Below are 12463 nucleotides of genomic sequence, written 5' to 3'. Positions count from 1 at the left end.
CCCCATTTCGGGGCCCTCGCCACTCCACCCTTGCTTGAGAATCCAATCCAATCCTACCTCTCTGCCGACCCGCTCCACCATAGCTTAGTTTAGCCACTCAGTGGCCGGACTTTGGGGGCCAGCTCAGACCAAGGAGCGGCGCGCGGGGTTTCTCTAGCAAGAAATGCGCAGCTTGGAGCGGTCGGTGACTAGCGGATCGGCGGCAAGGGAGAGGATTCTTCGCCCATCCGGCGCGTCCGGAAACCACCAACCGAAACCAAGCAACCAACATGAGAAAATCCATCGCTTCCACGGTCGCCGGAATGCTGGGTGCCTTTGCGGCCACCGCGCTCGCAGGCACCGTCGCCATCGAGCCGGGCGTCATCGAGACCACCGCCATGCCGGGCGGATTCGAGAACGCCCGCAAGCCGATCTCGAACCCGACTCTCTTCGATCTGGCGCTGCCGGGCACCAACGTCCATCCGATCGTCCTCTACCACAATCTTCCGTCCTATGTGAACACGCTGGTCGGCCCGCTGGCGATGGGCGGCCACGTGGAGGTCTACGCCCTGCAGTTCGAAATCGCCTTCACCGACCGCCTGTCGCTGGTGGCGACCAAGGACGGCTACGTGCGCTTCAAGCCGGACCAGCCGTCGCTGTGGAGCAAGGAAAGCGGCTTCGCCAACATCGCGGCGGGCCTCAAGTATGCCTTCATCTACGATCCGGAGAATTCCTTCGCGATGAGCGGCACGGCGACCTATGAGTTCCCTACCGGCAATCACGACGTCTATCAGGGCGAGGGCTACGGCGCGCTCAACCTGATCCTCTCCACCGTGAAGATGTGGGACAAACTGCAGGTCGCGGGTGCCGGCGGGGTCCGCCTGCCTTTCGATGGCCAGCAGGCGACCAATTCCTTCGTCAGCGCCCACGCCAGCTATGAAGTCATGCCGTGGTTCATTCCGCTGGTCGAAGTCAACTGGCACCATGTCCTGTCCGCCGGCAACGGCCGCAACAACTACTTCAGCCAGGCCCTCGGGCTGACCCCGGTGGTGGCGACCTTCGAAGGCAACGACCTGCTCAACTTCGGCGCCTCCAATGCGACCCGGAACCGCGACCTCGTGACCGCTGCCGTGGGTTTCCGCTCGCGCATCACCGATTCGATCGATGTCGGCTTCGCCTACGAGCTGCCGCTTACCGACAAGCACGACAGCGTGATGGACGACCGTTACACGCTCGACCTGGTCTGGAAGTTCTGATTTCGGCCCCGCCGATCTTTGGCAAACACCAACCCCGCCCGGAGCGCATCCCGGGCGGGGTTTTTTGTGAAATGGAGGATTGGACGGACTCCGTGCGGCCGCTTGAATCGCGCGATGTCCACCATGCGCCGCAGCTTCCTTCCGGCACGACTCGCCCGGCGCTGGTGGCCACTGTTGATGGCGGGCCTGTTGATTGGTCCGGGCTGGGGGATTCACCGGGTGATGAATGGCTACGAGGGGAACGCCGTGATGTCGGCCTCGCTTTTTCTCACGCCTCCCACCACGAATGAATCCGTAAGGGCGGGGATGGAGGCGCTGCATCGGCGTCTGCAACAGGAGGTTTCGAACAGCGGGCTTAATAGCGGAGCTGTTTTTCCCGCGCCGGAGGGATCGGGAGACGTGCGCCAGTTGACGCTTTGCGCCGGCACGCGGACCGCTACCGTGCGGGGCATGGAAACGAAGGCGTTGGATCTTTTGAAGGAGCTGACCGAGGCGCACGCAGTGCCGGGCCACGAGGATGAGGTGCGGGAAATCTTCGCCCGCGAGCTGGGCGAGGCCGGCGAGCTTTCGACCGATCGCAACGGGTCCGTGATCTGCGATGCCGGCGGCGACGGACCGCGGGTGATGGTGGCCGGGCACATGGACGAGGTCGGCTTCATGGTGCAGAACATCACGCCCAGTGGATTTCTCCAGTTCGTCACGCTGGGCGGGTGGTGGTCGCACAGCCTGCTCTCCCAGCGCGTGGAGGTGAAGACCCGCCGCGGCGACAAGATTCTGGGCGTGGTCAGCTCGGTGCCGCCGCATTTTCTCAGCGAGGCGCAGCGCAACCAGGTGCTGGGGGTCGAGCAGATGTTCATCGATGTCGGTGCGGAATCGCGCGACCAGGCGATGCGGGAGTTCGGCATTTCGCTGGGCGATCCGGTGGCGCCGGTGAGCGAGTTCACCCCGATGGCCCGCGAGGATTGGTTCATGGCCAAGGCCTTCGACAACCGCGTGGGCATGGCGGGCGCGATCCAATGCGGCCAGCTCACGGCCGGTGGGCAGCGGGGCAACCGCCTGCTCCTGGCCGGCACGGTGCAGGAAGAGATGGGCCTGCGCGGCGCGAGGTCGGCGGCGTTTTTGGCGAAGCCGGATGCGGTGGTCGTGCTGGAGGGCCCGCCGGCCGATGACACGCCTGGCTTTCCCCTGAGCGACTGCCAGGGCCGGCTGGGGGGCGGGGTGCAGATCCGGTTTTTCGATTCCAGCGCGATCGGCAACCCGCGCTTCGCTCGCTTTGCCGAGCAGGTGGCGCGTGACGAGGGCATTCCCTATCAGGTGACGGTGCGGCGGAAAGGCGGCACCGACGCCGGTTCGTTCCACCTCGCCAACGAGGGCATCCCCTGCGTGGTCCTCGGCGTGCCGGCGCGCTACATCCACTCGCACAACGCGATCATCGACCTCAACGACCACCTGCACATGGTGGCGCTGGCCGCGGCGCTGGTGCGGCGGCTCGACCAGGCGGCTGTGGATTCCCTCACGAACTATTTGTGAGCTTGGACGCAGGGGCGCTTTCGGTGTCTCCTCCGCCCGTGCCCCTCGCGACGTACGTTCACAATCTCGATCCCGTCATTTTCCGCATCAACGACGCGATCGCGCTGCGTTGGTACGGCCTGTCCTACCTGGCCGCCTTTCTGGTGGGGATCTGGCTGTTGAACTACCTGGCGAAACGCAAGCTGTGGGTCCTGCCGCCGGGTGCTGCGGGCGATTTCATTGCCGCGGCGGCGATCTTCGGCGTCTTCATCGGCGGAAGGCTGGGCTACATGCTGTGGTACGAGCCGCGCGAGCATGGCTGGAGCTGGATCACGGAGGACCCGCTGCGGGTGTTCCGGGTGTGGGACGGCGGCATGGCCAGCCACGGCGGCATCCTCGGGCTGGTGATCTTCACCTGGTTCTATTCGCGGAAAAAGAAGGTCTCTTGGACGGGGCTGGGCGATGGCCTCTGCGTCGTGGCTCCGCTGGGGATCATGTTCGGGCGGATCGCCAACTTCATCAATGGCGAGCTCTACGGCCGGATCGCCACCGGGGTGCCCTGGGCGGTGAAATTCCCGTCGGCGCTGGTGGAGCCGGACCGCATCGAATCGACGCGCCTCGACCAGGCCATGACGGCGGCGATCGAGGCCGATCCGCGGCTGGCGGAGGTGCCCGATCCCCAACTTTTCGCGACCGTGAGGAGCGAGGAGCTGCATAATCCGGCGATTACCCGGGCGCTGGAGCCCTTCCTCGAGCCGCGGCATCCTTCCCAGCTCTACCAGGCGGCGATGGAGGGGCTGCTGCTGTTCCTGATCCTGTGGACGGTGAGGCTGAAGTTCCCGAAGCTGCCGCACGGCGTGCTGACGGGCCTGTTTTTCGTGCTCTACGCGGTGTTCCGCATCATCGGCGAACAATTCCGCGAGCCGGACTCGCACAAGAGCTTCGTGGGGGTCTTCACCAGCGGCCAGTTCCTGTCGCTGTTCATGATCGCCATCGGCGCGGCCTTCATCCTCGCCGCCTGCCTCCGCAAGCGGCCTGCGTGAGGCGGGTCACTTGGGGATTTTGAGCTTCTGGCCGATGCGGATGTTGCTGCCGCTGATGCCGCTGGCCTTCTGGATCTTGGCCACGGTGCTGCCGTAGCGCTTGGCCAGGCCGTAGAGCGTGTCGCCCTTGCGCACCGTGTAGGCGAGGTAGGTCGCCTTCGGTTTGGGTTTCGGCTTCGGCTTCGGAGCAGGTTTGGGAGTGGGCTTCGGCTTCGGCTTGGAGACCACCGTGGTGGTGCTGCTGGAAGTCGGCGTCGGCCTCGGAGTGACTTGGCGCACCGTCGCGGTGGGCGTCGGCTCCGGATTGTTCTGCGCCAGCGGCTCGCGCGGGCTGACGGAGCGGCCGTTCCACTTCGAGGGGTTGTCGGCCCAGGCTTCGACGTAGTTGCCACTGCTGTCGAAGGGCCCGGTGCCCGACGGATTTTCACCCGAGAATCCGTTCTGGCAACTCGTGAAGAGAAGGGGAAGCAATCCTGAGATCAACAAGGCCGGCGAAATCCGCATGGGCCGATTATGGGGGATTCGGGAGCCTTGGCAACGCATGTTTGAACGCGGGAACGAGCTCGCCGGGACGACCGCTTTGCCCTTGCCAAGGGCGCGGGCCGATGGCATTTCCTCGCCCGTCCGCATGGAAACGTGAGGGGCATTAGCTCAGTTGGTAGAGCGTCTCGTTCGCAATGAGAAGGTCAGCGGTTCGACTCCGCTATGCTCCACGTTCCGGCTTTCAGCCGAACAAGCCGTCCCTCCTGGCCCGCGGGCCGAGAGCGGCGCGGCGGGCTTGAGTTCATGGGTGGGATATCGCCTCGGACGGGGGAAAAGTACCGGGAACAGGACTCGAACCTGCACGCCTTGCGGCGCCAGAACCTAAATCTGGTGCGTCTACCCATTTCGCCATCCCGGCTGGCTGGCGGGAGCATGAGGGGCGGGGGCCGTGCTGGCGAGCGGAACTTGCAGATCGGCAGCAGCCCGTTTGAACTTATCGGCCAAATCCTTCTTGCATGCCGCGGCGGGGTGGAAATGCTCGCCGAGGAGACCTTTTTCAACATGTCGGAGGTAAACCAGCAATTGATCGCCGAAAGGCTCAACATATCTCGCGCCACGGTTTCCCGTTGCTTCACGAACCATCCCGGCATCAATCCCACCACCCGTGCCCGGGTTTTCCAGGTGGCCACGGAGCTGGGCTACACCCACCTCGAGAAGCGCACTGGAAAGGGCCGCGCCGGCGGGGGCAGGGCGAAGAGGAAAAACGAGACCTTCGGGGTGCTGATCTGTTCGGACGAGGAGGAGTACCAACGCACGGACTATCAGAATCCGAGCGAGCAGATTCTTTCCGGCGTCACCGAAATGGCCCACCTCCGCGGCACCAGGATGGACATCCATCTGGTGGATCCCAAGGCCGGAGATCCGGCCGATCCCGCCTATCTGAAGGTCCAGCAGATGCGCCGCAGGTGGCGCGGCATCCTGCTGGTCTATCCTTTCCCGGATGCCGTGCTGGAGCCGTTGGCGTCCGCGCTGCCGACGGTTTCGCTGGTCGAGCAGTTCGACCACGCGGGGCTGGATTGCGTGGATGTCGATCACTACAAGGGGATCTCCGCCGCCATCGAGCACCTCGTCGGGCAGGGGCACAAGCGGATCGGCTACCTGACCCGGCTCTACCAGGTGGATGCCAGCTGGTCGTTCCGCCGCTACGCCGCTTTTTTGGAAAAAATGGCCCGACTGCGGCTGCCGGTGGACCATGGCGACGTGGTGAACGTTTTCCCCGGCAAGATGCTCGGAGTCGAGGAAACGGCGGCCTATGCCGCCGAGCGAACGCGCGCCGGCGTCACGGCCTGGGTCTGCGCGGCGGACCACCAGGCCTACGATTTGATCCGCGGGCTCAAGGCGCGGGGGCTGTCGGTGCCGGGCGACGTGTCGGTGACCGGATTCGACGGCATCGAGACGCCCGGCGATTGCCCGGACCTGGCGACCGTCCAGATCCCCTTCCGGGAGATCGGCACCACCGGCACCAAGCGGCTTTTCGAAAAGATCGGCAAGCGTTTCAGCTCCGCCCAACACGTGCTGATCGACTGCACCTACCGGACCGGGGAAACGGTTGCGCCACCGCGCGGCTGACGCTTTCAGCCCGCCTCGCGGCGGCGGGCGAGCTCGGATTCGATCCGCGCCGCCAGCGCGCCGTCCAGCGGATAGGCCAGAAGCACGAGGGCGTTGGCGATCCCCAGCAGGCCGGGGATCACCGAATACATGAGCCGGATGCCCAGGATCGCGTGGTCGTCCTGCACCTCGTTGGCGATGAAGCCGAAGGAGCCCAGCAGCCAGCCGGAAACCCCGCCGCCGATCATCAGGCCGATTTTTTGCGCGAACATCGCACCGGAGAAGGTCAGCCCGGTGGTGCGGCGGCCGAAGCGCCACTCGCCGTAGTCGGCGACGTCGGTGTAGATGGCCCAGACGAGCGCGGGCGTCGGACCGGCGAAGAGGTTGCCCACGGCGTTGACCGCCAGCATGATGCCGAAGGCCTCGCGGGGAATGAAGAAGAAGGCGAGGAAGGTGAGCCCGTTGAGCAGGGTCATCAGCATCAGGGCGTTGCGTTTTCCCAGCCGCCGGCCGAGCGTGCCGGTGAAAAAGATGCCGCCGATGAAGGCCAGCGCGCCGGTGGAGAGGATCAACGATGTGCGGTCGAGGAAACCCAGGACCGGCGTCCCGTCGTCACCGGCGTAGTATTTGTAGAAGTGGTTGGTGACGGCACCGCGGACGGCGACGTTCGAGAGCGTGAGGATCGCCGCGAGGACCATGACGATCCACGGGCGGTTGCGGAACTGGACGGCGAGGTCGCGCGCCACGCTGGTGTCCGGGTTTTTCATCGGACGGACCCGCTCGCGGGTGGTGGCGAAGGTGATCAGGAACATGACGACGGCCACCACCGAGAGCAGCCCCATGGTGAGCTTGAAACCGAGCGCTTCATCGCCCCCGCCCAGCTGGCGCACCAGCGGCCGGACGCTCAGGGAGATGAGGAGGGTGCCCGAAAACGCGCCGATGAAACGGAAGGTCGCCAGCGAGGTGCGCTCCTCGGCGGAGGGTGTCATGACGCCCATCAGGGCCGAGTAGGGCACGTTGATGGCCGTGTAGATGGTCATCAGCCCGATGTAGGTGGCGTAGGCGTAGGCCAGCTTTGACTGGGGACCGAGCGGAGGATGGGCGAACACGAGGTAGCCGACGATTCCGAAGGGCAGGGCCATCCAGAGGAGGTAGGGCCGGTATTTGCCGAAACGGGTCTGGGTTCGGTCCGACAGGGCGCCCATCATCGGATCACTCACCGCATCCCACAGCCGGGCCACGATGAAAAGCGTGCCCGCCGCCGCCGGGGCGAGCCCGAGGACGTCCGTGTAGTAGTAGAGGAGGAAGACGTTGACGAACTGGAAGAAAATGTTCGAGGCGGTGTCTCCCAAGCCATAGCCGAACTTCTCCCGGAACGAGAGCAGGGTGGGTTTCGGGTTCACGTGAGGAGAGGCGTCAGGTCACGAGCCAGCATGACGGGATCTCAACATCGATCGCGCTCACCCTGCCAGTCTGAAGCACGACTTCGCGGGTCATTGCGGCATCGAGCATGGCGCCCTCGAAGGAGCTTTCGGTGCCATCGACCTGGGTCACCCGTGCGAGGGCGTCATCACGGTCCGGCCGCCGATGGTAGTGGACGGGGATGCGGCAGATGGTGAAAAAGAGCCGGTCGTGCGTGTCCGCGTCGTCGCCATCGAACTCCGCTGAACGCAGGAGTCGGGGCCGGAAGGTCAATCGGCCGGACCGGAAGCGGACGCCGAGCTCGCCCAGCCGGCACAGGATGCCTTCCTTGACCTGGCCGGTGAGGCCGGGCTGGCGGGCCCCGGAGAAGCTGGTGCTGTGGGAGTAGGGTTCCGCGGGGAATGCGCCGTATTCGCGCGCCGTCTTGCGGAAACCGAGGCCCGCCTGGATGCCGTAGTACGCGCGGACCAAGCGCGAGCGGGTCTCCTCGTCCGCCTCGGCGGCCGATAGGGCGGTTTCCTGGGCGGCGAGCATGAGCTTGGAAACCATGTGCCAGTAAATGCAGCCGAGGCCCTCGTAGCCGAACATCGAGCCACTGCGGCCGGTGAAGGACTGGTGGCGGAACACATCCTCGTAGAGCCGGTGGATGCGATCGCGATCTCGATCGAGGTCCGCGGCCAGCGCCGGGTCCCTGCCCAGCGTCTCGAGACAGGAAGCGAGCGAGTAGGCATTTTCCAGAGACGGATGAAAGCGATACCCACCCAAGGGATCCGCGATCACCAGCCGTTCGTCGGAGCGGGCGATCATCTTCACGAGGATGGGAACCTCTTCGAGTTGCCTCCGTGAAATCCGATTGGTCTCAAGAAATCGGGGCAGCTCGCGATCCGGATAGAGCAGATAGCTGCGATGACGCGGGCAGTACAGGGCGCTGGTCGGAAGGGCCTCCAGCAACCGGAGGGCCTCCTTCGTGGGGAGGAGGCCGGAGTTCAGCATCGCGACCTGGCCTTCCAGCATCAGCGGCAGGCGTCCGACGTCCATGGTCCGGGCTTCGCGATCGACCGACAGGGTGTTGTAGGATTCATAGAGCCCGTCCTTTCGGCGGTTGGCATGCAGCGTCCGCGACAAGGCCTCGAGGGCGCGGTCGATGAAGCGGATCACCTCACCGGTTTCCACCTGGCCGGGGTCACCCGGTGACTCCGCAGCCACCTGGTTGCGGTAGGCTTCACCTGCCCGGCCGACGCCGGAGACCAGTTCGAATCGATCGCCGGGCCGGGGGTCCCCGGCTTGCCAGCGTGGATCTTCGAAAAGATCCGCCAGCGTGGAGATCCAATCGGCCAGCGGCCGGGACATCGAAACCCGGGCCTGCCCGGCGGCGCGCACCTTGCGGCCGAGGAAAGCGAGGTAGCGGTGCAGGTGGGCCGCGGTCACGACCGATAGCCCACAGCCGGCCAGTGCATTGTTGGCGTCATTCCACTCGGGGCGCTGGGTGTTCAGCCAGATGCCTCCGCCGGGAACCAGATTGGAAAGCTTGGCCGCGGCGGGGATCAGCAGCTTTTCCAACAAGGTGGCGTGGCAGAGCCGGCCGTCCGCATCGCGCCGCAGCAGCCCGTCGCCGCCCAGGCGGTCCCGCTCCTGCATGGCCCGCCGGTGCGCCTGGAGATCGAAATCGACGGTGTGCCGGGGGTCGGCGAGCGTGGCTTCCCAGCCCTTCAGCCGATAGGGGACCGCGGCGTGGACGAAGGTCCGGGCATCGAGCTGGAGCGTGATTTCTCCAGGGTCCACCTCGGCCTGCAATTCGAGCAACTTCAGCAGATAGACGATCTGGTGATCCCCCCAGTAGCCGATGGACGACCACGGGTCATGCTCGTCCGGGGCCTCCCAATCGACCCCTTCGGAGGTGATGCGGTAGGGATTGTAGCCGTCGATGGTGGAGGCGTTGAGGAACTTCCGGATGAAGGCGGGCAGGAACCCCGGGTGGCTCCACGCCAGGGCCTCCCAGTTCTGGAAGATGTCCCGCCAGTTTCCCTCGTAGTGGAGAATCGGAGAACCGGCCTCGTCCTTCAGGCGGATGTCGAAAAAGTTCCACGGCCGGCTCGGATCGCCATGGCGGCGGCTCAGCGTGAACGGCAGGTATTCCTCCGAGAGACGTCGTAGATCGGCGTCGCCGGTCGCGCTGGCGAGCTGCAGCAGGTCGGCGCGTTCGATGGCATCGGGCAGCTCCGCCAGCCAGGCCGCCTGCCGCTTCGCCACCTCGGTGTTGTTGCATGTCAGGTAGTGGATGAAGGAGCTGCGGCGGACCTGGTAGCCCTCCGCGGGCACCCCGCCACGCATGATGTTGCAAACGACGTTGTGGTAGTGATGAAGGTCCGAATCCCGGTCGCCGGTGCGTTGGATGCCATCGGCCGCCGCCACCAGATCCACGAGTTTTTCGCGTCCGCGGGCGAGATCCTCGAGCAAGGCGGCTTCGAGCGCCGCCGGGTCCGAAAGATCCTGCAGCAGCCGCGAGGTGTCGGCCTGTGATTGGCCGATATCCGCCACCATGAGCCACTCGGCGGACTTGCCGGCCTCGAGTGTCATCTCGCGCGCCATGAACATCGCGCCGCGCTGGCCGCGCACGCGATCCACCGGCTTCGTCCCGAGCCTGCGCAGGAAGCTCTCGGCATCCGGGCGGCTGAGAAACACCGGTCCCTCGCCCAGACCGGCGGTCCAGACGGTGGTGGCGAGGAGGTTCTCCAAGGGCACCGGCTTGTCGGTGATTCCCGCCGCCAGCCGGTGGATGAAAAGACGCCCGCCAGCCTCCAGCTCACTGAGCTTGTAGGCATCGGTGAGGCAACTGAAGTGAAGGTGAAACCGGCTGTTCACCCCGGGCGGCATGAGGCTGTCGAGGCCGTCCACCAGCTTCAGCCCGCGCGGACGGTCCCCCACGTTTTCGAGCTTTGCGAAGCGGACAAAACCGAAGTTTTCAGAAAGCCGCCATCGGTAGCTGAACCGCAGCCCCAGAGTGGTGTGGGTTTCCTCGAACCTCAGCTCGTCGCCGGTCACGCTCTTGAGCAGCCGCCGGCGGGCGGGGGTGAGAAGGGCGATCGAGGGCCGGAACGGATTCCACATCACCCCCTCGCACACCAGCGCCGTCCACGGTCCGGTGGTGTTCCAATTGTCGAGGATCTTGTCGACCGTGAGGTAGGGGAAAAGCGCCGAGTCCGGCGACCGGCGGCCGGCCGTGAGGGCCCCGCTGCTGGCGCAGAAAAACCAGTGGTCCGCCGCGCTGACGAGGCTCATGAAGAAGGGCTCCATGCTTTCGGCCTCCGTGATCACCGCGTAGTCCTGCCCATCGATCCGCGTCCAGCGGTTGGCCGGGGTGAAATGGATGGGCGGAAACGGCGACGCCACCGGGCGGGGCGTGGGAACGGGCCGGTCCATGAAAGGCTGGGACATGCGGTATGGAAGTCGGGGAAACGTCGGGACCATGGGGAGGGGAGCCCCTTGCCACGAGATCACATCATCATTTGCCCCCGCTTCTCAAGACAAGTGCAACTTGCAGTAAATTGCACCTTCGGCATGACCCGCGGCGTGAGGAGCCGTCATTCGACCGGCGGTGACGGAGAGGTCAGCCCGGAGGACGGCAACCCGTCCGAACGAGGGTAAGGCTCAGGGTCCGGGAAGCCCGGCGTCATGTCTCAGGGTGAGACAAGGCCAGACCTGGAATCGAAGTTGCCCGCGACCCGTCCGGCCGGGATTCTTTGGGGGCAGGCAAGCGGGTGGAAATCGATGGCCCGACCGGATTCGAACCACCTTTCAACCCCTCGATCCGGAAGGTGGGCCGCAGCATTCGACTCATGTTCATTTCACCCCGATATGCGGCTCTTCCGTCCGACGCCATCAAGCTCGATGAATCACCGGTGGCGTTCGACTATCAGAAGCGCCGCTTGTCTCTCACCGCGGGCTTGAACCGGCACCCGCGGCGGCCCGAGGTGGCCCTGATCGTGGATCCGCGGGACATCCTTTATCTCACCGGGGTTCACGAGGGCGTTTCCTGGCTTGCCGTATGGGACGGCGGTTGTTTCGCGGTCACGCGGCACATGCTGGTCCGCGAGGTGGAGGAGGAAATCGGCCCCTGCGAGGTGCTGTTGCCATCGCGGCGTTCGATCGATCCGGTGAAGCTCGAGGCCTTTGTTGTTTCGGAGCTCGGCCGCCGTGGCCTGGCTCGCATTGCGTTCGATCCGGGGCGGATGAACGCCGCCTCGTTCCTGGCCCTGAGCCATGGGGCAGCCGCCGCGGGAATGGAGTGCCTCGCGGTGCCGTCGCTGGTCGCAGCCCTCCGGCAGAACAAGGATCCCTTGGAGCATCACCTGATCTCGCAATGCGTGGAGATTGCCGAGCGAGCGTTTCTCGGCCTCACCGAAGAAGGCGCAGGCGGATTGGTCGGGCGCTCCGAGCTGGAGCTGGCACGGGAGTTGGAGACGCGGATGATCGGTCTGGGAGCGGATCGGCAGGGGTTTCCCGACACCGGCGTGATCGTCGCCAGCGGTCCGAACTCGGCCAGTGCCCACCATGTTCCCGGTCGCCGCCGGGTCGGAATGGGCGAGCCGTTGCTGATTGACTGGGGAGCGGAGCTTGGCGGCTACCGCAGTGACATGACCCGCACCTTGTTCACCGGCAGCGTGCCCGATTTCGCCTGCAAGGCGTATCCGGTGGTCGAAGCCGCCCTCGCCGCCGCCGCCGACGTGCTCGCCCCGGGGGCGAGGATGGGGGATGTGGATGGCGCCGCGCGGGACATGGTGATGAAGCACGGGTATCCCGAGTTTCACTATGGGGTCGGGCACGGCGTAGGGCTTGCGATTCATGAGGAGCCATGGCTCCGGGCGAATTCACAGGTCGAGCTGGAAGAGGGGATGGTGACCACCGTGGAGCCGGGCATCTATCTGCCCGGCATCGGCGGGATCCGGATCGAAAGCATGTACTCCGTTTCCCGGACCACCGTGCACCGGATGGATCGGCTGTCCGTGGCGCTGGCGGAAATGATCCTCGACTGAAAAAACCGTCGGCGGGCGACTCCGCGACGAGGCCGAGATCAGGCAGGCCCGCTGGGTGCTCCCGGGAAACCCGCGCCGATTGCGGAGATGAAAAAGGGAGCCACAAAAAAGGAGCTACGTATGGGCGCAG

At 65.4% G+C, this 12463-nt stretch carries 8 protein-coding genes and 2 tRNA genes; 6 read left to right on the top strand and 4 right to left on the bottom strand.

What is annotated here, in order from left to right; genetic code table 11:
- The first annotated feature begins 269 nt into the window (after nt 1-269).
- From ABXH26_RS15595 to lgt, 3 genes are all read left to right on the top strand, one after another.
- Nucleotides 270-1235 carry a transporter gene (locus ABXH26_RS15595; RefSeq protein ID WP_353568019.1) on the top strand — a complete coding sequence of 322 codons (966 nt, stop codon included), beginning with the start codon at nt 270-272 and terminating at the stop codon, nt 1233-1235.
- 114 nt (nt 1236-1349) lie between these two features.
- Complete coding sequence (locus tag ABXH26_RS15590) at nt 1350-2765, top strand: M42 family metallopeptidase (RefSeq protein WP_353568018.1); 1416 nt, start codon at nt 1350-1352, stop codon at nt 2763-2765.
- Between the two features lie 38 nt (nt 2766-2803).
- Nucleotides 2804-3787: a prolipoprotein diacylglyceryl transferase gene (gene lgt / locus ABXH26_RS15585; RefSeq protein WP_353568017.1), complete on the top strand. Its 984-nt coding sequence runs from the start codon at nt 2804-2806 to the stop codon at nt 3785-3787.
- A gap of 6 nt (nt 3788-3793) precedes the next feature.
- On the opposite strand, the gene ABXH26_RS15580 is transcribed toward lgt, so the two are convergent.
- Nucleotides 3794-4291, bottom strand: a complete 498-nt coding sequence (locus ABXH26_RS15580) for a LysM peptidoglycan-binding domain-containing protein (RefSeq protein ID WP_353568016.1) — start codon at nt 4289-4291, stop codon at nt 3794-3796.
- 136 nt (nt 4292-4427) lie between these two features.
- Here ABXH26_RS15580 and ABXH26_RS15575 point away from each other — a divergent pair.
- Nucleotides 4428-4500: transfer RNA gene (locus ABXH26_RS15575), tRNA-Ala, on the top strand.
- 106 nt (nt 4501-4606) lie between these two features.
- Here the strand turns inward: ABXH26_RS15575 and ABXH26_RS15570 are convergent.
- A tRNA-Leu gene (locus ABXH26_RS15570) sits at nt 4607-4688 on the bottom strand.
- Nucleotides 4689-4804: 116 nt separating this feature from the next.
- On the opposite strand from ABXH26_RS15570, the gene ABXH26_RS15565 reads away from it, so the two are divergent.
- The gene (locus ABXH26_RS15565; RefSeq protein ID WP_353568020.1) at nt 4805-5899 is read left to right on the top strand and encodes a LacI family DNA-binding transcriptional regulator; all 1095 of its coding nucleotides are present in this window, start codon (nt 4805-4807) and stop codon (nt 5897-5899) included.
- A 5-nt stretch (nt 5900-5904) separates the two neighbouring features.
- Here the strand turns inward: ABXH26_RS15565 and ABXH26_RS15560 are convergent, their stop codons facing one another.
- Nucleotides 5905-7281: an MFS transporter gene (locus ABXH26_RS15560; protein ID WP_353568015.1), complete on the bottom strand. Its 1377-nt coding sequence runs from the start codon at nt 7279-7281 to the stop codon at nt 5905-5907.
- Between the two features lie 13 nt (nt 7282-7294).
- Entirely contained in the window at nt 7295-10735 is a 3441-nt protein-coding gene (locus tag ABXH26_RS15555) for a 1,3-beta-D-glucan phosphorylase, GH149 family (RefSeq protein WP_353568014.1), read from the bottom strand.
- 401 nt (nt 10736-11136) lie between these two features.
- Here ABXH26_RS15555 and ABXH26_RS15550 point away from each other — a divergent pair, with 401 nt between their 5' ends.
- Nucleotides 11137-12333: a M24 family metallopeptidase gene (locus ABXH26_RS15550; protein ID WP_353568013.1), complete on the top strand. Its 1197-nt coding sequence runs from the start codon at nt 11137-11139 to the stop codon at nt 12331-12333.
- Nucleotides 12334-12463 lie beyond the last annotated feature (130 nt).

Origin of the sequence: Haloferula sargassicola, assembly GCF_040362925.1 — a bacterium.
Lineage (GTDB): Bacteria > Verrucomicrobiota > Verrucomicrobiia > Verrucomicrobiales > Akkermansiaceae > Haloferula > Haloferula sargassicola.
The sequence above is the reverse complement of the archived record's forward strand: the minus strand, read 5'-3'. Positions and strand labels throughout refer to the sequence as shown.